Origin of the sequence: Hwanghaeella sp. (genome assembly GCF_965227365.1) — a bacterium.
Lineage (GTDB): Bacteria > Pseudomonadota > Alphaproteobacteria > UBA8366 > Aestuariispiraceae > Hwanghaeella.
The window spans coordinates 652,091-671,838 of the sequence record NZ_OZ245754.1; the positions used below are offsets into that span (position 1 = coordinate 652,091).

The window sequence follows — 19,748 nt, forward strand, 5'->3', positions numbered from 1 at the left end:
CACTAATCGTGTCCGACGGATTCTTATACTTCCAGCCATTCCGACCGGATTTGCGCGTCGGCGCGCAGGGCCTCCGGCGTTCCCTCGAACACCATATGGCCGTGCCCCATAACATAGACACGATGGGAAATACGCAATGCTATTGTCAGCTTCTGTTCGACCAGCAGGATGGAAACCTTCCGTCTGGCGATCTCCTCTAGCAAACCCGCAACCCTTTCCACCATTTGCGGGCTTAGGCCTTCGGTCGGCTCGTCGATCATGATCAGGTCCGGGTCGCCCATCAGGGTGCGGCACATCGTCAACATCTGCTGTTCGCCGCCCGACAGCGCGCCCGCGCGCACATCGGCGCGTTCCCGCAGGTTGGAAAACAGGTCGAACATATCCTCAATCGACCAGCGACCCTGCTGTTTCACGCTTTTCATGCCCAGGATAAGGTTCTGGCGCACGGTCAGGGTCGGGAAAACGTCACGGTTCTCCGGCACATATCCGATGCCAAGCCGCGCGATCTCATGCTGTTTCTTGCCGACCAATTCGGCGCCGCGGAATTTGATCGATCCCTGTGGCGGCACCTCGCCCATGACCGCCTTGCAGGTGGTCGACCGGCCGACGCCGTTGCGGCCCAGCAGACTGACGATTTCCCCCTCCGCGATATCGAAGGAGACACCTTGAAGGATGTGACTCTTGCCGTAGAAGGCCTGAAGGTCGCGTACTTGCAGCATCACGATACTCCTTCCGGCATATCCGCCTCGTCCTCGGCGGCTTCGCCCAGATAGGCCTCCTGCACCGCCTTGTTATTGCGGATTTCCTCAGGCGTTCCGGTTGCGATGATCTCCCCGTAGACCAGCACGGAAATCCGGTCCGCCAGGTCGAAGACGACACCCATGTCGTGTTCGACCATGACCAGGGTCTTGCCTTCGGTGACACGGCGGATCAGGTCCACGGTCTGATCGGTTTCCGACGCGCTCATGCCCGCGGTCGGTTCGTCCAGCATGATGACATTGGCGCCGCCGGCGATGGTGATACCGATCTCCAGCGTCCGCTGTTCCGCATAAGTCAGGACGCCCGCCTGGATTCCGGCACGGTCGGTCAGGCCGATCAGGTCCAGGATCTCCGCCGTCTTGTCATTCAGGTCGCGCTGCCGTCCGACCAGCTTCCAGAAGGCGTATTTGAAGCCCATGCTCCACAACAAGCCGCAGCGGACATTTTCGAAAACCGTCATGCGCGGGAAGATATTCGTGATCTGAAAGCTTCGGCTCAATCCCTTGCGGGCGATGGCATATGGTTCAAGTGCCGACACGTCCTCTCCGTTCAGGCGGATGCGTCCGGCGGTTTTGCTGTATTTTCCGCTGATCAGATGGAACAGCGTCGACTTGCCTGCGCCGTTCGGGCCGATGATGGCGTGCCGTTCGCCGGCGGCGATCTCCAGGTCGACGCCGCGAATGATCTGGGTTTCCCCGAAATCCTTCCGAACGCTTTCCAGGCTGAGGGCGGGGGTGGTCATCGGCCGTCCCCCTTCGTCGAGAAATCATTGGCGGCGGACCAGGCCTCCCGGATCTGCGGCGTGGCCTTGCAGGTCGCATAGGTCCCCAGGGCCGTCACGCCGATTGCGACGGCCCAGATGATTGGATTGTGGGTATCCACCGCCATCCAGAAGAAATGCGCTTCCGTGTCGCCGACCGGCGCATTGTTGAAATGATGCAGCATCTCAAGGACCGCGACGCCGCCCGCAAGCGCGACCAGCAACGGGAAGCCGGCTATCAGATACGGCTTGGTCAGGTTGGGAAGGCGACCGGCCTTGTAGGCGGGGCCGTGCATCATGATCAGACCGGTCAGACCGGAGGGCACGAACATCACCGTCAGAACGAAGAGCAGGCCGACATAGAGCAGCCAAAGTTCCGTGTGGTTGCTGAGCACGGTTTGCAGCAGGGTCAACAGGACCGCGCCGATGATCGGGCCGATGAAGAAGCCGATGCCGCCGATATAGGCCATCAGCAGAACCCATCCGGAGGTGACGAGGTTCAGGTTCTCCTCGGTCAGGATCTCGTAGTTCACCGCGAAGAGGCCGCCCGCAATGCCGGCGAAGAAACCCGATGCGCAGAAGGAGATGAAGCGAACCTGCCGCTGGCTGTAGCCGACGAATTCGGCGCGTTCCGGGTTGTCGCGCACCGCATTCGCCATTCGGCCCGCCGGGGTGAGGGAGAAAAGATACATCAGCGCGGCGGCGATGAGGACGATGACCGCAGTGAGGTAGTAGACCTCTATCTCCTTCAGGAATTCCGTTCCGAAGACCGGCGGCCCCATGGTCCGATCGCCGCTGACGCCTTCCTCGCCGCCGAAGAAAGCGACGAAGATGATCGAACAGGCGGCGACGAGTTCACCGACGCCAAGAGAGATCATGGCAAAGACGGTACCCGCGCGCCGGGTCGAGAAACTGCCGATGATGACCGCGAAGGCCAGACCGAACAGCCCGCCGATGAACGGCAGAAGGGGCAGCGGAATAGGCCAGCCGTCATATTCCACATAGTTCATGACATGGACGGACAGAAAGCCGCCCAGGCCGAAAAAGACCGCATGGCCGAAGGAGAGCATGCCGCCCTGGCCCAGCAGCATGTTGTAGCTGAGGGCGAAGATGATCGAGATCCCCATCTGGTTCATGATGGTGACGGAGACGGGAGAGTTGAAGATCGCCGGCATGACGGCCAACAGGACGGCCGCGGCGATCCAGATGCCGAAGGGGCCGAGGATGCCCGGCCGGCGCGCCGGCGCGGAAGTGTTGCTTTGTCCGCCCATCATGTTTCCCGCTTACCCATAAGGCCAGTCGGCCGGAAAATCAGGATCAGGATCAGCAGCAGATAGGGCAGGATCGGCGCCACCTGCGGCAGCGACAGAGTCCAAAGATCCCGCAACACATGATCTTCGTCGAAAGCGATGCCCAGCAGATCCAACAGGTCTGTCATGGAATAATCGAGCGCGATGGCGAAGGTCTGCAGCCATCCGATCAGCAGCGAGGCGACAAAGGCGCCTGCAAGCGATCCCAATCCGCCGACGACGATCACGACGAAAACGATACTGCCAAGCACGAAGGCCATACCGGGGAAGGTGCCCAATGCAGGACCGGCGATGACGCCCGCCAACCCGGCCAGGGCGGACCCGACCCCGAAGACGCCCATGAAGACCAGAGGCACATTGTGCCCCAGATTGGCAACCGTGTTCGGATGCGTGATCGCGGCCTGGATGATCAGGCCGACGCGGGTGCGGGTCAGCATCATCAGGAGAGCGATGAAGATCCCGATGGAGATCAGGATCATGAAGGCCTTGTAAGCGGGGAAGGACTGGCCGAACAGGGTGAACAGCGGAAAGTCCAGCAGCTCCGGTTCGTGATAGTCCTTGGTCGCCTTGCCCCAGAAGAACTGTACCACTTCCTCGATCAGGAAGGCGAGGCCGAAGGTGAAGACCAGTTCGGCCACATGGCCCCAGCGATGGACGTAGCGCAGGCCATAGCGCTGGATCAGTGCGCCGACTACACCGACCAGGACGGGCGCGACGATCAACCCGACCCAGAAACCCATATAGCCGCTGATCGTATAGGCGAAATAGGCGCCCAGCATATAGAAGCTGGCATGCGCGAAGTTCAGCACGCCCATCATGCTGAATATCAGCGTCAAACCGCTGGACAACATGAACAGAAGCAGGCCGGTCACCAGCCCGTTCAGCAAGGAAAAGATTACAAGTTCCACCGTATCCCCGCGCGATAAATCCCCGAGAAAAGGTGCCGACGGACAGGGCGATTATGCCGCCGCCCCACTGTCGGCCAGCGAAACAGCGACTCGGCGATGAGGTCAAACGACGTCATGCCGAGCCGCCGGTTTCGGTGATTTCCCCGGTCAGGAGGGGCGTTCCATCTCGCAGCTGGTCGGAAGATCCTTGCCGGCTTGCGCGACCGTCTTTTCCGTCAGCAGACCATAGCCGGAATTGTCGGCATCGACCTCGATATCCTTGTCCGTGTGGACGAGGATATTGACGTCCTGGATCAGCTGATGGTCGCTCGTCCGCATATGGACTTTCCGGCCATAGATATTGGTGAATTCCATGCCTTCCAAGGCTTTGGCAACGGCAACCGGATCGTCCGACCCTGCCTTTTCCATCGCCATGGCCAGCATCTGGATCAGGCCGATGATGCGCGGTTGGTTCAGGTCCTTGTCCGGATTGGCCTTTTTGAAGCCATCGTTGAAGGCCTTGAATTCCGGGCTCGGCGGATTGTAGGCGCCTTCATGCACGACGCGAATGACATCGACGCCTTTCTCGCCGAAGGTCGCGGTGATGCCGTCATGCGCGGCGTAGTAGGTGAAGATCGGCGCATCGACGCCCGCTTCCACGATTGCCTTGCCCAGGCCGACCATGTCCGCGCCCCAGTTGCCGGTGATGACCGCATTGGCGCCGGATGCCTTGATCTTTGTGGCGTAGGGCGTGAAATCCTTCACCTTGCCGATCGGATGCAATTCGTTGCCGACGATTTCGATATCCGGGCGTTTTTCGCCCAGGAACTTCACCGCCGCCGCGGCGACGGCCTTCCCGAAGGAATAGTCCTGGCCGATGATATAGACCTTCTTGATGCCGTCATCGCCGGCGATCACATCGGTCAGCGCGTCCATCTTGATGTCCGCATTCGCATCGAAGCGGAAATGCCAGAAGTTGCACTTCTCGTTGGTCAGTGCCGGATCGACGGCCGAATAATTCAGGAAGATGATCCGTTGTTCCGGATTGCGCCGGTTATGCTTGTTGATGGCGTCCGTCAGCGCGTTGGCAACGCCCGAACTGTTGCCCTGCACCACATAGTGGATGCCCTCGCTGATCGCGCGCTTCAGTTGGATCAGGCTTTCTTTCGGGCTGATCTTGTTGTCCATCGGTACGATTTCGAACATCCGCCCGCCGAGCACACCGCCCTTGTCGTTGACCATGGTCTGCGCCGCGTATTCGAAGGTGCGATAACCGGATTCTCCGGTTGTCGCGAATGGCCCCGATAGCGGATCGATAAAGGCGATGCGGATATTATCGGCCGCATAGGCGGCGGCCGAAGACGACGCGGCCAACAACGCGGCCGCACTTAGAGTCCTGACTGTCTTGAACAATCCCATTGCTTCCTCCCGTTTAATCCCGAAACGGCGATTATTGTCTCCCGCCCCCGCTTTTGCGGTTTCGGCGGCACCGTTTCATCGGCTTTTTCAGCCTTTGGAAGGAAGTAGACCCTCACCGCCGACGAGAATCAAGAAACGAGTTCGCCGGCGGGAGAGCTTTGCTCTGGCTGGTGGTCCCTGAAACGTGGGAAATCAACCCGGCCTTTTCATGTCGCAGGACGTCGGAAGGCCTTCCCCGGCGGCCGGGACGGTGGATTTGATCATCAGGCCGTAGCCGGAATTATCCGCATCCACTTCGATACCGCGATTGGTATGGGTGAGGACGTTGATATCCTGGATGATCTGATGATCCGCAGGACGCATATACAGTTTCCGCCCGTAGATATTCGTCATCTCCAGCCCTTCCATGGCCAATGCGACATCCTTGGGGGCGTCGGTGCCGGCCTTTTCCATCGCCAAAGCTAGGAATTGAAGCACGCCGATAATACGCGGCTGATTGATGTCCATCTCCGGGTTGGCGGCCTTGAAGGCGTCGTTGAAGGCAGCGAATGCCGGGCTCGGCGGATTGAAGGCGCCTTCATGCACGACGCGGATCCGGTCCAGACCCTTTTCGCCGAATGTGGCCGTAATGCCGTCATGGGCGGCGTAATAGGTGATGATGGGGATATCGAGGCCCGTATCGATGATCGCCTTGCCCAGCCCGACCATGTCGACACCCCAGTTGCCGGTGATCACCGCGTCCGCGCCGGAGGCCGCGATCTTGGTCGCATAGGGGCTGAAATCCTTCACTTTGCCGATCGGGTGCAGCTCGTTGCCGACGATTTCGATATCGGGGCGCTTTTGACCCAGGAATTTGACGGCCGCGGCCGCTACCGCCTTGCCGAAGGAATAGTCCTGACCAATCACGTAGACTTTCTTGATGGCGTTGTCGGCCGCGATCACGTCGGTGATGGCGTCCATTTTCATATCCGCATGGGCGTCGAAACGGAAATGCCAGAAATTGCACTTCTCGTTGGTCAGGGCCGGGTCATTGGCCGAATAGTTCAGGAACAGGACGGGGCGGTCGGGATTGCGGCGATTGTGTTTGTCGACGGCCTCCGTGATGGCATTGGCCACGGAGGAACTGGCGCCCTGGGCGATATAGCGAATGCCCGCGTCGATGGCGCGCTTCAGCTGTATCAGGCTTTCCTTCGGACTGCCCTGATTGTCGTAGGACACGATTTCGAACGTCTTGCCGTCCAAGACGCCGCCCTTGTCGTTCACCATCAGTTCGGCGGCCAGCTCAAAGGTTCGCAACCCGGCGATGCCGGATCGGGCGAAGGGGCCGGATAGAGGGTCGATGAAGGCGATGCGGATCGATTCCGCCGCCTGTGCCGGGGAGGCGATTAAAAACACGGCGATGAGAAGGGCGAAAACGTTTCGAAACACGGCTAACCTTTAACTCCGACAGAATGACTCAGGGATTTGGCGGCTCTTGTCCCTGTGTCACGGCAGTTTTGCAAGCGAAGCCTCATCACTTTCCTGCCGAAGGCGGCGATACTCGGCCCGGTTCTCCCGATTGACCAAGCCCGGGCGTTTTGTACCCTTGGTCCCAAATCGGGATGCAGATCGGAAAAATAAGCCCCCGACAGGCGGGCGTGCATAAGGGAGATGGAACGCTGAGCGAACTGCTTTACGAAGTCCACGGTGCCGTTGGTGTGGTAACGCTGAACAGGCCCGAGGCGCGGAATGCCCTGACTTTCGGCATGTATGAAGGTTTGGCGAAGATTTGCCGGGAAACCGAGATCGGCGGACCGGTCAAGGCCATCGTCGTCCAAGGCGCGGGCGGCAAGGCCTTTGCCGCCGGGACCGATATTTCCCAATTCCGGGCTTTTTCATCACCCGAGGATGCCCGGCGGTACGAATCGACGATGGACGAGGTCCTGACCGATATCGAGAAATGCCCGGTGCCGACAGTGGCGGCGATCACCGGTGCCTGCACCGGGGGTGGGGCGGCCATCGCGGCGACCTGCGATATCCGCATCACCGATGAACGCCTGCGCTACGGCTTCCCGATCGCGCGGACGCTGGGCAATTGCCTGTCCATCGCCAATCTGGGACGCCTGGCGCCGCTGATCGGTGTCGGACGCCTGAAGGAAATCCTGCTGACGACCCGTCTGATAGAGGCACAGGAAGCGCTGTCCATCGGGCTCGTCTCGGAAGTCCTGCCGGACGCCGATGCGGTTCGGGACAGGGCGATGGAATTGGCCGAGACCCTGGCAGGCAACGCGCCGCTTTGCATGCGGGCGACCAAGGAAGGGATCCGCCGCCTGCGGGTCGACGGGCCCGAAGCCACCGGGGACGACTTCATCGTCGAATGTTACATGAGTGACGATTTCAAGGAGGGGATCGAAGCCTTCCTCGGCAAGCGAAAGCCGGTTTGGAAGGGCAAGTGACATGATTGGACCATTGAATGGATGCCGGGTCCTGGAACTGACCCATATCATGGCCGGGCCGACCTGCGGGATGATGCTTGCCGACATGGGGGCGGACGTCATCAAGGTCGAAAAGCCGACCGGCGACGACACGCGCCGTTTGACACCGCCCGACATAAATGGGGAAAGCGCCGCTTTCCTGATGATGAACCGCAACAAGCGTGGTTTGGCGCTGGATCTGAAACAGGATTCCGCGCGCGATGCGTTGAAGACCCTGTTGAAGGACGCGGATGTCGTGATCGAGAATTTCCGCGGCGGGACGATGGAACGCCTCGGCCTCGGTTACGAAACGCTGAAAGAGGAAAACCCGGGCATCATCTTCGTCTCCATCTCCGGTTTCGGTCGGACAGGTCCCTATGCCAGCCGGGGCGGATTCGACCTCATCGCACAGGGGATGTCTGGCCTGATGACGATCACCGGCGAAGGGCCGGGCCGGCCGCCGGTCAAGGTCGGCGCGCCGCTGTCGGACATCACCGCCGGGATCATCGCCGCCATGGCGGTCTCCGCGGCCTATGCGCATAAGCTGAAAACCGGGCAGGGGCAGAAGGTCGATACGTCCCTGTTCGAGGCGGCGATCACGCATACCTACTGGCAGTCCGCCATCGCTTTCGCGACGGGGGAGACGCCGCATCCGCTGGGATCCGCCCATCCGTTGAGTGCGCCGTACCAGTCTTTCCAGACGTCGGACGGTTGGATCAATCTGGGCGCGGCGAACCAGCGAAACTGGGAAAAGCTCGTCCATTGCATCGGGGCGCCGGAACTGAACGAGGACCCACGTTTCAACAGCAACCATAACCGGATGCATAATCTGCCGGCGCTGGAGGAGGAGCTGAACAAGGTCTTTCGGCAGCGGACGACGGAAGATTGGCTGGCAACGCTGGAAGAGGCCGGCGTTCCCGCCGGCCCCGTGCTGACCATCAACGAAATGCTGCGTGACCCCCAGGTCATCGCTCGGGAAATGATCGTGGAGACGGAGCATCCGGTGGCAGGCCCGACCAAGGCGCTCGGCCTGCCGGTGAAGTTCTCCGAAACGCCGGGCGGTGTCGAAATGCCGGCCCCGCTATTGGGTCAGCACTCCGTCGAAATCCTGGCGGAAGGTGGATACGACCGCGCCGCGATCGATGCGATGATCGCATCCGGCGCGGTGATCGTCACCGATCCGCCTGCGTAAGCCCGTTTGCCGCAAACCCCGGATCAGGCGATACGGCGTTGCTCGTAGCTGCCCAGGTCCGGGGCCTTGTGGAATTTCCCGTCCTTCATGATGGCCACCAGGCGGGAATGGTCCTGCAGCACCTTCACGTCGCGCGACGGGTCGCCATCCACCAACAGCATGTCGGCCAGATACCCCTCGCGGATGACGCCCAGCCCGTTGTCCTTGCCCAGACGCAACCCCATCAACTGGCCGCCATACATGGTGCCGGCGCGGATCGCTTCCAGCGGCGTGAAACCGAGCATATCGACGAAATATTCCAGGTCTTTTGCATTGGTGCCGTGCGGCGTCCAGGCAAAACCGTAATCGCCGCCGATCAGGACGCGGATGCCGCGCTTGTGCATCTTCTGCATGGTCTCGATCGCGTGTTCCAACTCGCGCTCGTACATGTCGGTCAACGGGGTGCCGGGTTTGATCCCGTAGTCGCCGGCGTTGCGGGCCGTGTTGATCAACCAGGCGATGGCGGGCGCGACGATATGCTTGTCCTTGTTCGCTTCCAGCAGGTCCAGGCTTTCTTCGTCGTGGAAGGAAGCGTGATAGATCACTTCAATCCCGTATTTGACGCAGCGCTTCACCGATTCTTTCGACCGGGCATGGGCCGCCATGGTGCGGTGACGGCCCTTGGCCTCCGCCGCGATGATGGCCAATTCGTCGTCCGCGAACTGGTTCTCTTCCGCGCCCATGCCGGTGATCTCTTCACCCGACAGGTTTATCTTGATGGTGTCGACGCCGATTTTCATCAACTCCCGCGTCTTGCGGCGGCAGTCTTCCACGCCGGAAACGACGACGCCCAGGTTCAAACCTTCATGCGGGATATGCGGCAGGGAAGCATCGCCCAAGCCGCCGACCGAGGTCAGTTCCGGAGTGGCCGCCGTATAACGGGGACCGGGAACTTTGCCTTCGTTGATCGCGTTGCGGATGACCACGTCCAACCGCGGCTTGGCGGCGGCCGCGCCGTAGCCGGCGGTGAAGCCGGAATCCAAAAGCAGCTTGGCCATATAGACGCAATTCAACATGTGCTCTTCGACAGGCATCATCTGAATCGGGTTGATACCGGGCGCGTTGTTCCAGCTGAGATGGAGATGCGCGTCGATCAGGCCGGGCATCAGTGTCATGCCGCGCCCGTCGATCCGCTGGCCGCCATTGCCGTTCCAACCATAGCCTCCCTGGCCGAAGCCGCCGCCCGAGCGCTGCACCGATTTGATCCGATTGCCGGAGACGGTCACCTCGCCGTTGAAAGGTTGCTCGCCGGTCCCGTCGATGATCCGGACATTGGTGAAAACGATATCGGAAGACCCGTTGCCGTTTCCGTTGCCGCCGCCCCATCCGCCAAAAGTCGACTCAGCCATGGTTCACTCTCCTCCATTGGGCCGCGTTCAATGCGCGGCCGCTTCCAAATGCTCTTCCAAAAGGGTCGCCGTTCTTCCGGGCGCTTCCATCATCATCCAATGGGCGACATCCGGAATCACTTCCAGGCGTGCGCCCGCAATTGCCGAGGCCAGGGCCTTGCCCATCGCGACCGGTGCGACCGGGTCCTTGTCGCCCGCGACCAACAGGGTGGGTGCCTTGATCGCCCCGTGATCGGCCGGTTCCGCCTCGCTCAACGCGAGGCAATGTTCCGCATATCCGCGCGGGTCCTGCCGCATCAGGCTTTCCCGCACAAAGGCGGCAACGACCGGATTGGCCTTGCGGGAGGCTTCCGAGACGCTGCCCTGGGCCACGGCATCGGCGATTCCCGCCATGCCGTCGGACCGGGCAGCCGCCGCGCGGTCCTTCAGGCCGGCCCGTGCGGCGACGGGTGGCTCGAGGATCGGACCCAACAGGGTCAGCGAGGCCACGCATTCGGGATGACTGGCGGCGATCACCTGGCACACCAATGTCCCCATTGAATGACCGACGAAGTGGGCACGGGCGACGCCGGCGGCGCGGGCCGCGTCCAGGATACTGTCGGCCATGCCCCGGATACCGGGACGGCCGGGGCGGAGCGGTGAGCGTCCCGCGCCCGGCAAATCCGGGCGCAGCACGCGATAACCTTCCAGGACGCTCATCAGGGGCTGGAAACTGTTCGAGTCACCGCCCAGCCCGTGCACCATCACGACCGCCGGACCGGTCGCGGCGCCGGTTTCCTCAACGATCATGCTGCCCAACGAGCGGTCGGCCATGATCAGATCGCCTCTACCGGATTTTCCAAGGTGCCGATACCGGCGATTTCGACCTTCACCGAGTCGCCCGGCGTCAGGTATTTCGGCGGTTTGAACCCGATGCCGACACCGGCCGGCGTCCCGGTCGCGATGACGTCCCCGGGCATCAGGGTGATGCCGTTGGAAATCGCGGCGATGATGGTCGGCACGTCGAAGATCAGCAGGCTTGTGTTGGAATCCTGGCGAAGCTCGCCATTCACCCAGCATTTGACGCTGGTATCGCCCAGGTCGATTTCGTCCGCCGTAACGGCGACGGGCCCCATCGGGCAGAAGGTGTCCTGCGATTTGCCGATCAGCCATTGGCTGTGCTTGCCCTGCAGGTCGCGGGCCGTCACGTCATTGATGACGGTGTATCCCCAGACATGGGAAAGGGCGTCTTCTTTCGAAACGTTCCGACCCGCCTTGCCGATGATAACGCCCAGTTCGGCCTCGTAGTCGACAGCCGTGGTGACGGAGGCATCGATCTTGATCGCCGCGCCGTTGGGCACGACCGTCTCGGGCAGTTTCGAAAATACGATCGGTGCTTCTGGTACCGCACCCTTCGCCGCGGAACTGTCGAAACCGGAATTGGCGAATTCGTGGGCGTGTTCGAAATAGTTCTTTCCGACGCAGAAGATATTCCGGTGCGGGCGGGGAACCGGAGCGTAGATCGCGACGTCCTTCATTGGGATCGAGTCCAGAACGGCGGGCATGTCCCGGCCGATCAGGGCGGCGACGCCGTTGCCATCCGCGGCCAGGTCAAGGCGTTCGACCGTGTCGCCATTGTCCGACAGCTTGCCCAGATGGCGGCCGCCTTGCCATTCGAATACGCAGAACTTCATCACAAATCCTCTTCAGGTTTGATCCGGTATCAGGATGGTTGATCCGGTGGTTTCCCGGGCTTCCAGCGCGCGATGCGCCTCTGCCGCTTCACTCAGTTTGAACCGTTGTCCGATTTCGACTTTGACGGTGCCGTTGCGGATGGCGTCGAAAAGGCGCGCAGAGATCGCGGCGACCTTTTCCGGCGTGTCCGTGTAGTGGCCATAGTTGGGACGCGACAGGGTGATAGATTTCGATGCAAGCGACCCTATATCCCACGACCCGATATCGCCGGATGCCTGACCATAGCTGACGAGGTGACCCCGGATCGCCAGTGCTGCGACGGAATGGGCGAAACTGTCCTTGCCGACCGCGTCGTAAATGACGTCCGCGCCATGCCCTTTGGTCAGGTCCATGATCTGTTCCTCGAGGCTTTTCTCGCCTGGGACGACGACATGATGCGCCCCTGCCGCCCGCGCGATCTGCGCCTTGGCTTCGGATGACGTCGCACCGATGACGGTCGCACCCAATCGGTTCGCCCATTGACAGAGCAGTCGTCCGACACCGCCCGCGGGGGCATAGACGAGCACGGTCTCCTTCGGCTTCAGCACATGCACCTGATACAGTAGAAATTCGGCCGTCATGCCCTTCAACAAGCCGGCCGCGGCGGTCTCGTGGTCGATCCAGTCTGGCAGCGGGATCACCAGTGCCGCGTCCATCGTACGATGGCTGGCATAGGCGCCGACCGGCGGACAGGCATAGGCGACACGCTGGCCCTTGCGCAGATGGCGCACGCCGGGACCGGTATCGACGACGATCCCCGCCGCCTCCATGCCGGGCGCCTGCGGCGGTTCCAGCAGGTTGAAATAACCGGTGCGGCAATAGACATCGATATAGTTGACGCCGATGGCTGTCTGTCGAATGCGGACCTGGCCCGGCCCCGGCGCGGGGGCCTTGATCTTGACGGCGTGCAGTTCCTCCGGCCCGCCATGGCGGTTGATCACCATGGCGGTTCCGTCAATTCTGGGCCCGCTGGTCACGACCGGGGCGCTCACATCGGCACGTCGGCGCTCGACACGGTCGCGGACGGCCTCGAACCCCGCCTCGTAAACGCCCTGCGCCACCAGGTCCCGCAACTCGTTTTCCTGTCCCGGCGGGGTCTCGAACCTGGAAGACCAATGCCAGAAGGTTCGATTTCCATCGGTGACCGGTTTCAAACGAACTTCCGCCAGATAGTTCTTTAGCGGCACGTCCGCATCGACGATGGCATAGCGGAAACGGTGATCCTTGTCGGATAGCGAAAGCAATTGTTCGCGCACCCGTTCGCCGCCCTGCAAGGTGAAGTTCCGGACGGCGCCTACCTGATCGGTCTTGCGCCCGGATTCCAGGCTGCTGCGCCGGACCGCGGGATGCCAGCGGTCGTGGCCGTTGAAGTCGCGCAACACGTCCCAGACCGCCGCGATGGGCGCGTCTATGACGGTACTGCGTTCGACACGGACGACCATGGCCGCTTACCCCCCGAACCTTTCTTTCAGGGCGTCGAACCCGCCCTGGAAGACACCGTTGCCGATCAGATCCACAAGCTCGGCTTCGCGATCCTGCGCGCAGTCGAACTCAGCCGACCATTCCGCGAAGGTCTGGTTGCCATCCGTGATCGGGGTCAGCTTCAGGGTCGCGACGTAATTCTCCACACCCATCGGGCTTTCCAGGATCGAATAGGTGCAGGAGAAGTCGTAGTCGCTGAGCGCCAGCAAGCGTTCGCGAATGAAACTGCCGTCCTTCAACCGGAAAGCGCGGACACAGCCGACCTGATCGGCGGGCTGGCCGCCCTCGATCCGGCTTTCCGCGATTGCCGGATGCCAGTCGGGCAGGGCGTTGAAATCGCGCACCGCCGCCCAGATCCGGTCCGCGGGCGCACCGATGACGGAAGATGTGTAAACCTCGGCCATCGTCAGTCGTCCGACTTATCGGTCTTGTTGGCCTTGGCGAGGCTCTGGGCATCCTTTGCGCTGCGGAAGATGTCGCCCATCTTCGCCACGTTCGGGTTTTCAACGCCGATTTCTTTCATCATCTCGTCGATCAGCGGCGCCTGGGCGCGATAACGCAGGGCGCTCTCGATGACCTCGTCCGTGGGTGAACGGCTGCCGCCGCCGCCCGTGCCGGTCAGACCGTCGACATGCAGGATCTTGATGCCCTCGATCTTCTCCATCGGACGGACGCTTTCGCGGACGATGCCTTCCAGGCGGTCGATCATCTTCGACCGCAACTGGGCGGCGCGCGCATCCTCGGTCAGGATGTTCTCCGCCTCGTTCTTCAGGCGCTGAGCTTCCGCCGCGACCGCCGCGGTGACCTTGTCGGCCTCGGCCGCGATCTGCCGGGTATCGGCGTCCTTGCGGGCGATCATGCGGTCGATCGACGCCAGGCGTTCGGCCACCTCGGTTTCGCGGGTCGTGGTGACCTTCTCCTCGGCCTCCACCGCACGGGCGCGGACCGCTTCCACACCGATACGCGTCTCGGCTTCCTCGGCCTGTTTCTGCAACACGACGATTTGACGTTCGATTTCCGCCAGTTCCAGGACCTGGGCGCGTTCCACTTCAAGCCGCTTCAGGTCACGGTCCTGCAGGATACGGGCTTCTTCCAAGCCCCGGTCGGAGGCGATGCGGGCGCGCTCGATCTCCTCGCGGGCGGCGATTTCCGCTTCCTCGATGGTCTGCCGTTGGGCGATCTGCTGTGAGCGCAGCAGGCGGTCGCGCTCGATCCGCGCCTTGTCCAAACTCTGGTCGAGGGAGATCCGGGCCGTCTCGACAGCCTTGCTGGCGCCGATCCGGGCGGTTTCCAACTCCTGGCCACGGGCGATGTCGCGGGCTTCGGTTTCCTGATCGGCCAGGATACGGGCTTCCCGCAGTTGACGATCGGAGACGATCTTGGCGCGTTCCAGATCCTCGTTCGCCGAAATCTCGGAGCTTTCGACATCGTGACGCTGCTTGATCTGTTCCTGACGGATCAGACGCTCGCGTTCTATGCGCGCCTTCTCAAGGGCCTGCTCCTGGGCGATGCGGGCCTGTTCGACCTCCTGACGCGCCTTGATCTCCTCTTCTTCCAGGCTGCGGCGCTGGTCGATTTCATAGGTGCGGGTTTCGCGATCCGTGGTGATCCGGGACCGTTCGATTTCCGCCTGGCGGGTTACCCGCGTGCGCTCGATCTCGGCGCGCTGTTCGGCGCGCAGGGCTTCCAGCGTACGTTCCTGATGGAGGCGGGAGCTTTCGCTCTCTTCCTCCAGCTTCAGGGTTTCCTTTTCCGCTTCCAGGTTGCGGGAGCGGATCGCCAGCATGGAGGATTGCTCGATGTCGTTGCGCAGCTTGCGACGGGACTCGATGGTCTCGATCAGTTGCGTCAGACCCTCGGCATCGAACCGGTTCGCCGGATTGAAGAATTCCAGATTGGTCTGGTCCAGGTCCGTGATGGCGACCGATTCAAGTTCCAAACCGTTCTTGGCTAGTGCCTCGGCGGCCCGCTTCTCGACGATCTCCACGTAGTCCCCGCGTTTCTCGTGCATCTCGTCGAGGCTCAGTTCCGCCGCGACGGAGCGCAGGGCGCTGATGAACTTGCCCGACAGCAGTTCCGCCAGGCCTTCCGGATCGGTGGTTCGCCGGCCCAGCGTGGATGCCGCGGCTGCAACCGCTTTCTTTTCCTGCACGACCCGGACAAAGAAATCCGCTTCGATATCGACGCGCATGCGATCCTTCGTGATGACCGCATTCTCGCGCGTCCGCGCGATCGGTATGCGGACGACATTCAGGTTGACCGGCGTCACTTCATGGATAATCGGCAGTACCAGGGCGCCGCCGTTTATCACCACCTTTTCCCCGCCAAAGCCGGTCCGGACGAAGGCGACCTCCTTGGTGGAACGATGGTACAACCAGTTCAGCAGATAGACGGCCACGACGATCACGATGATCGCGACGATGAGCCAGAGGATGATCGATCCTATCAGACCGGTAGACATGGTTTCTCTCCCTCTCAGCCAGATTTGCCCGGGGCAGTTTTAATCGCCTTGAAGGCCTTGGTTTGTTCGGTAAGGGCGACTTCCGTCGGCAGCCGTTCCATGGAGGAAGCGCCGTAGAAGCCGTGGCAGTGCTCGGTATTGTCCAGGATGTACTGGGCATCCGAAGGCATCGCGACGGGACCGCCATGGACCAGGACCAGAACCTCGGGGTTCACGCGCCGGGCCGCTTCCGACCAGGCGTCGACCAGGGCCGGGCAGTCTTCCAGTTTCAACGCTGTTTCCGCCCCGATTGAACCGCCCGTCGTCAAACCCAGATGGCAGACGATGATATCGGCCCCGGCGGCGGCCATTGCCGTCGCGTCGTCCTCGTTGAAGACGTAGGGCGTGGTCAGCAGATCCTTTTCGCGGGCCATCCGGATCACATCGACCTCCTGCCCGTAGGACATGCCGGTTTCTTCCAGATTGGCGCGGAACGTGCCGTCGATCAGCCCGACAGTCGGGAAGTTCTGGACGCCGGAAAAGCCGATCGCTTTCACCTGGTCCAGGTAATGATCGAAGATGCAGAAGGGATCCGTTCCGTTCACGCCGGCAAGGACCGGCGTGTGCTGCACCACCGGCAACACTTCATGGGCCATTTCCATGACGATCTCGTTGGCGTTGCCATAGGCCATCAGACCAGACAGTGATCCGCGGCCCGCCATGCGATAGCGCCCGGAATTGTAGATCACGATCAGGTCGATGCCGCCGGCTTCCTCGCACTTCGCCGACAGGCCGGTGCCCGCGCCGCCGCCGATGATCGGTTCCCCGTTCCGGCGCATGGTGTGGAACTTCTCAAGAAGTGTCTTTCGTTCAATGCGCGGCATTGCGTGCCTCTCTTCTTGTCGGATTGATCTCGTCCAACGCCCTGACCGCCGCATCCGCGAAACCGGGGTCGTTGATGTGATGGGGTACCCGGACCAGTCGCCGGTTCGGGCCTTCCCGGAAGTTGCGTGTGACCGCCTCGAACAAGGCGGCATCCGCTTCCGGGTCGTGGAAGGGCTGGCCGGGGGCGTCGAGGGCGGAAACACCTTTTTCCGGGATCAGAAAACGCACGGGCCCGTCCATCCGGTTCAGCCGTTCGACGATCCATTCACCCATGCGGGTGTTCTCGTCGCGGGTCGTGCGCATCAGGGTGACCTGCGGATTGTGTTCAACGAAGGTCCGGTTCTTGTATTTCTCGGGCACCGTGTTGCGCGGGCCGAAATTGACCATGTCGAGCGCCCCGACGGATCCGACATAGGGGATGCGGGTTCTGATGAAGGCGCCGAAGCGGTCCTCGTTAGCGGGGAAGACACCGCCCATCATCATGTCGCAGACCTCGGTGGTGGTCAGGTCGATGGCCGCACTCAACATGCCGCTGTCGGCCAGTTTTTCCATCGATCTGCCGCCGACGCCCGTGGCGTGGAAGACAAGACAATCGTATTGGTCCTCGAGCTGCGCCGTGATTTGCTGGATCGCGGTCGTGGTGACCCCGAACATGGTCAGCCCCAGGCTTGGCTTGCCGTCGCTTTCCTGCCCTGCATTTCGGGCCGCCTTGACCATGCCGGCGATCGCGTTCGCGCCGTTGGCCAGGACACGGCGGGATATGCGGTTCAGGCCCTGCACGTCGGTCACCGAGTACATCATCATGATATCGGCCGGGCCGACATATTGACCGACCTCGCCCGAGGCGACGGTGGAAATCATCACCTTCGGCACGCCGACGGGCAGGCGGCGCATTGCCGGTGTCGCCAGCGCGGTGCCGCCGGACCCGGCCGCTGAAATCACGCCGCCGATGCCGCGTTGCCGGGGCAGCCAGTTCTCGAAGGCTTCCTGCATGGCGCGGATCGAAGCGCCGCGGTCGCCGGTGAAGACCGACCCTGCGCCGCCGCGGGCATAAGCCGCCACCATATGCGGCGGCACGTCGGCGGAGGACGGCTTGCCGGAGGTCGAGAGGTCGACCGTGCGGACAGTGAGGCCCTGTTCGACGATCCGGTCGCGGATATAGGTCAGTTCGGCACCCTTGGTGTCGAAGGTGCCGACCACGTAGATATCGTCGCCGCGCAGCAGTTCCAGCGGTGTCAGGGGTTCGGAAAACAGCGGTTCCGGCTTGGTGTCGAAGGGCCGGGCCGGTTGCTCCGGGGCCTGTCTGGTCGGTCGCTCGCCCGGTTTGCCTTCCTGCCAATGGGCGTTGGACCAGCGTGTCGGCGGCACATAGACCAGATTGGATTTCGGTTCCGGCGTCTTTTCTTCAGGACGCTCCTCGACGTCCGCCCGACCCTCCATGGATTCCGCTTGCGCGGGCGGCGCGGCATGTGCCGTGGGCTCGGGCGTGGCGGGGACCACCTGCGTCATGGTCAGGTCGACATCCTCATGGGAGTGCCGGCCGACGCCCAGCAGACGTTCCTGCAAGGTTCGGTCCGCGGCTAGCTGCCGCGCCGGCATCACGTTGCCAACACGGCCGTTCACCATGATGGCGACGTCCTCGGAGACGGAGGTCGCGACCGCGATATTCTGTTCGATCAGCAGGATCGTGACGTCGCTCTGTTCCGCCAGGGTACGCAAAAGGTTCTCGACCTGTTCGACGATCACCGGGGCAAGACCTTCGGTCGGTTCGTCCAGGATCAACAGGCGCGGGTCCTGCAACAAGGCGCGGGAAATCGCCACCATCTGCTGTTCGCCGCCGGAAAGCTGGCCGGCGCCGTTGCGCCGCCGCTCGTAAAGGCGGGGGAAGGTGTCGTAGATGCGTTCGATCGTCCAACTGCGGCCGCTGCCGGAAACCAGGCGCAGATGCTCGTCCACGGTCAGCGACGGCCACAGCCGCCGGCCCTGCGGCGTATAACCGACGCCCAGTCCGGAAATCCGGTGGGTCGGCTGATTGCTGATTTCCTGCCCCTCGAACTGGATCGATCCGCGCCGGGCGGGCAGCAGCCCCATGATCGCGTTGCACAACGTGGTCTTGCCCATGCCGTTGCGGCCGACAATAGAAAGGACCCCATGATCCAAGGTCAGGTTCACGCCCTGAAGCGCATGGGAATGCCCATAATAGACATGCAGGTCTCGGATCTGCAGCACAGGGGCGTTGGCGTTTCTGCGGCGATTGCGATCAACCATGGCCATGCCCCAGATAGAGTTCCTGCACTTCCGGATCGTTTTCGATCTCCTCCGGCGTGCCTTCCTTAAAGATCCGCCCGTTATGCATCATGGTGACCGACTCCGAGACCCGCAGCGCCACGTCCATGTCGTGTTCGATAATGATGAAGCCGATATGGTCCGGCAGGGCCTGAAGGATTTCGACCAGTTCGGTCCGCTCCGTCGGTGACAGGCCGGCGGCGGGTTCGTCGAACAGGATCAGGCGCGGCGCGCCGGCCAACGCCAGGGCGATCTCGAGCTGCCGCTGCTGGCCGTGACTGAGATCCGCGACCATGACGTCACGCACATTCTCTAGATGCACGGCGGACAGCAGCGTCTCCGCCGCCTCCATGCCGCTGTCGTCGCGTCGGGGCCGGCGCAGGGAAAATCTCCCGCGGCTCACGCCTCGACAGGCGAGATAGATATTGTCGATGACGCTGAGGCCGCCGAACAAAAGGGATATCTGATAGGTCCGGCGAAGGCCGCGACGGATCCGCTCGTGCACCGGCAGATCCGTCACGTCCTCCCCGAACAGACGCACGCGACCGGTCGTCGGGGGAAAATCCCCCGTGATCGCGTTGAACAGGGTGGTCTTTCCCGCCCCGTTGGAGCCCAGAACCGCCCGCCGCTCACCCGCCTTGACGGTCAGGTTGATGTCCGCCAGCGCCACGAGCGCGCCGAAATGGCGGCTCACGGCTTCCAGCTCCAGCGCATAAAGGCCGGCGCTTTGCAGACGGGAGAGGGCGGAGGTCACAGGCATTGTCGTTATTCTTC

The 19,748-nt window shown here is 62.2% G+C and carries 17 protein-coding genes; 2 read left to right on the forward strand and 15 right to left on the reverse strand.

Annotated elements, in window-relative coordinates; all coding sequences use genetic code 11:
- Positions 1-23: 23 nt before the first annotated feature.
- The 6 genes from ACQK2G_RS02850 to ACQK2G_RS02875 form a co-directional block, all read right to left on the reverse strand.
- A complete protein-coding gene (locus ACQK2G_RS02850; protein ID WP_425403507.1) occupies positions 24-719 on the reverse strand; it encodes an ABC transporter ATP-binding protein in 696 nt (231 codons plus the stop codon).
- Positions 719-1,501 (reverse strand): ABC transporter ATP-binding protein, encoded by a 783-nt coding sequence (locus ACQK2G_RS02855; RefSeq protein WP_425403508.1) that lies wholly within the window; start codon positions 1,499-1,501, stop codon positions 719-721. Before ACQK2G_RS02855 ends, ACQK2G_RS02850 begins: the two co-directional genes overlap by 1 nt.
- Positions 1,498-2,793 (reverse strand): branched-chain amino acid ABC transporter permease, encoded by a 1,296-nt coding sequence (locus tag ACQK2G_RS02860; RefSeq protein ID WP_425403509.1) that lies wholly within the window; start codon positions 2,791-2,793, stop codon positions 1,498-1,500. The genes ACQK2G_RS02855 and ACQK2G_RS02860 overlap by 4 nt, the downstream gene beginning before the upstream one ends.
- Entirely contained in the window at positions 2,790-3,737 is a 948-nt protein-coding gene (locus ACQK2G_RS02865; protein WP_425403510.1) for a branched-chain amino acid ABC transporter permease, read from the reverse strand. The genes ACQK2G_RS02860 and ACQK2G_RS02865 overlap by 4 nt, the downstream gene beginning before the upstream one ends.
- A 147-nt stretch (positions 3,738-3,884) precedes the next feature.
- Positions 3,885-5,135 carry a branched-chain amino acid ABC transporter substrate-binding protein gene (locus ACQK2G_RS02870; protein ID WP_425403511.1) on the reverse strand — a complete coding sequence of 417 codons (1,251 nt, stop codon included), beginning with the start codon at positions 5,133-5,135 and terminating at the stop codon, positions 3,885-3,887.
- A gap of 192 nt (positions 5,136-5,327) precedes the next feature.
- Entirely contained in the window at positions 5,328-6,563 is a 1,236-nt protein-coding gene (locus tag ACQK2G_RS02875; RefSeq protein WP_425403512.1) for a branched-chain amino acid ABC transporter substrate-binding protein, read from the reverse strand.
- A 173-nt stretch (positions 6,564-6,736) separates the two neighbouring features.
- Between ACQK2G_RS02875 and ACQK2G_RS02880 the strand changes: the two genes are divergently transcribed.
- The gene (locus tag ACQK2G_RS02880) at positions 6,737-7,570 is read left to right on the forward strand and encodes an enoyl-CoA hydratase/isomerase family protein (protein WP_425403513.1); all 834 of its coding nucleotides are present in this window, start codon (positions 6,737-6,739) and stop codon (positions 7,568-7,570) included.
- Position 7,571: 1 nt separating this feature from the next.
- On the forward strand, positions 7,572-8,780 hold the full coding sequence (locus ACQK2G_RS02885; RefSeq protein ID WP_425403514.1) for a CaiB/BaiF CoA transferase family protein: 1,209 nt from the start codon (positions 7,572-7,574) through the stop codon (positions 8,778-8,780).
- Between the two features lie 23 nt (positions 8,781-8,803).
- On the opposite strand, the gene ACQK2G_RS02890 is transcribed toward ACQK2G_RS02885, so the two are convergent.
- The 9 genes from ACQK2G_RS02890 to ACQK2G_RS02930 are packed head-to-tail and all read right to left on the reverse strand — an operon-like array spanning position 8,804 to position 19,734.
- Positions 8,804-10,168: an amidohydrolase family protein gene (locus ACQK2G_RS02890; RefSeq protein ID WP_425403515.1), complete on the reverse strand. Its 1,365-nt coding sequence runs from the start codon at positions 10,166-10,168 to the stop codon at positions 8,804-8,806.
- A gap of 27 nt (positions 10,169-10,195) precedes the next feature.
- Complete coding sequence (locus ACQK2G_RS02895; protein ID WP_425403516.1) at positions 10,196-10,981, reverse strand: alpha/beta fold hydrolase; 786 nt, start codon at positions 10,979-10,981, stop codon at positions 10,196-10,198.
- A gap of 2 nt (positions 10,982-10,983) precedes the next feature.
- Complete coding sequence (locus tag ACQK2G_RS02900; RefSeq protein ID WP_425403517.1) at positions 10,984-11,841, reverse strand: fumarylacetoacetate hydrolase family protein; 858 nt, start codon at positions 11,839-11,841, stop codon at positions 10,984-10,986.
- Between the two features lie 12 nt (positions 11,842-11,853).
- Complete coding sequence (locus ACQK2G_RS02905) at positions 11,854-13,323, reverse strand: SRPBCC family protein (RefSeq protein ID WP_425403518.1); 1,470 nt, start codon at positions 13,321-13,323, stop codon at positions 11,854-11,856.
- A 6-nt stretch (positions 13,324-13,329) separates the two neighbouring features.
- Positions 13,330-13,767: an SRPBCC family protein gene (locus ACQK2G_RS02910; RefSeq protein ID WP_425403519.1), complete on the reverse strand. Its 438-nt coding sequence runs from the start codon at positions 13,765-13,767 to the stop codon at positions 13,330-13,332.
- 2 nt (positions 13,768-13,769) lie between these two features.
- The gene (locus ACQK2G_RS02915; protein ID WP_425403520.1) at positions 13,770-15,824 is read right to left on the reverse strand and encodes a flotillin domain-containing protein; all 2,055 of its coding nucleotides are present in this window, start codon (positions 15,822-15,824) and stop codon (positions 13,770-13,772) included.
- Positions 15,825-15,838: 14 nt separating this feature from the next.
- Positions 15,839-16,687: a phosphoenolpyruvate hydrolase family protein gene (locus tag ACQK2G_RS02920; protein ID WP_425403521.1), complete on the reverse strand. Its 849-nt coding sequence runs from the start codon at positions 16,685-16,687 to the stop codon at positions 15,839-15,841.
- Positions 16,674-18,956 carry an ABC transporter permease gene (locus tag ACQK2G_RS02925; RefSeq protein WP_425403522.1) on the reverse strand — a complete coding sequence of 761 codons (2,283 nt, stop codon included), beginning with the start codon at positions 18,954-18,956 and terminating at the stop codon, positions 16,674-16,676. The genes ACQK2G_RS02920 and ACQK2G_RS02925 overlap by 14 nt, the downstream gene beginning before the upstream one ends.
- Complete coding sequence (locus ACQK2G_RS02930) at positions 18,949-19,734, reverse strand: ABC transporter ATP-binding protein (protein WP_425403523.1); 786 nt, start codon at positions 19,732-19,734, stop codon at positions 18,949-18,951. Before ACQK2G_RS02930 ends, ACQK2G_RS02925 begins: the two co-directional genes overlap by 8 nt.
- Between the last annotated feature and the right edge of the window lie 14 nt (positions 19,735-19,748).

Coding starts and splice junctions, on each gene's coding strand:
- ACQK2G_RS02850 (WP_425403507.1), bottom strand. CDS start 719: ATGCTGCAAGTACGCGACCTTCAGGCCTTCTACGGCAAGAGTCACATC.
- ACQK2G_RS02855 (WP_425403508.1), bottom strand. CDS start 1,501: ATGACCACCCCCGCCCTCAGCCTGGAAAGCGTTCGGAAGGATTTCGGG.
- ACQK2G_RS02860 (WP_425403509.1), bottom strand. CDS start 2,793: ATGATGGGCGGACAAAGCAACACTTCCGCGCCGGCGCGCCGGCCGGGC.
- ACQK2G_RS02870 (WP_425403511.1), bottom strand. CDS start 5,135: ATGGGATTGTTCAAGACAGTCAGGACTCTAAGTGCGGCCGCGTTGTTG.
- ACQK2G_RS02880 (WP_425403513.1), top strand. CDS start 6,737: ATGCAGATCGGAAAAATAAGCCCCCGACAGGCGGGCGTGCATAAGGGA.
- ACQK2G_RS02885 (WP_425403514.1), top strand. CDS start 7,572: ATGATTGGACCATTGAATGGATGCCGGGTCCTGGAACTGACCCATATC.
- ACQK2G_RS02890 (WP_425403515.1), bottom strand. CDS start 10,168: ATGGCTGAGTCGACTTTTGGCGGATGGGGCGGCGGCAACGGAAACGGC.
- ACQK2G_RS02895 (WP_425403516.1), bottom strand. CDS start 10,981: ATGGCCGACCGCTCGTTGGGCAGCATGATCGTTGAGGAAACCGGCGCC.
- ACQK2G_RS02900 (WP_425403517.1), bottom strand. CDS start 11,841: ATGAAGTTCTGCGTATTCGAATGGCAAGGCGGCCGCCATCTGGGCAAG.
- ACQK2G_RS02905 (WP_425403518.1), bottom strand. CDS start 13,323: ATGGTCGTCCGTGTCGAACGCAGTACCGTCATAGACGCGCCCATCGCG.
- ACQK2G_RS02910 (WP_425403519.1), bottom strand. CDS start 13,767: ATGGCCGAGGTTTACACATCTTCCGTCATCGGTGCGCCCGCGGACCGG.
- ACQK2G_RS02915 (WP_425403520.1), bottom strand. CDS start 15,824: ATGTCTACCGGTCTGATAGGATCGATCATCCTCTGGCTCATCGTCGCG.
- ACQK2G_RS02920 (WP_425403521.1), bottom strand. CDS start 16,687: ATGCCGCGCATTGAACGAAAGACACTTCTTGAGAAGTTCCACACCATG.
- ACQK2G_RS02925 (WP_425403522.1), bottom strand. CDS start 18,956: ATGGTTGATCGCAATCGCCGCAGAAACGCCAACGCCCCTGTGCTGCAG.
- ACQK2G_RS02930 (WP_425403523.1), bottom strand. CDS start 19,734: ATGCCTGTGACCTCCGCCCTCTCCCGTCTGCAAAGCGCCGGCCTTTAT.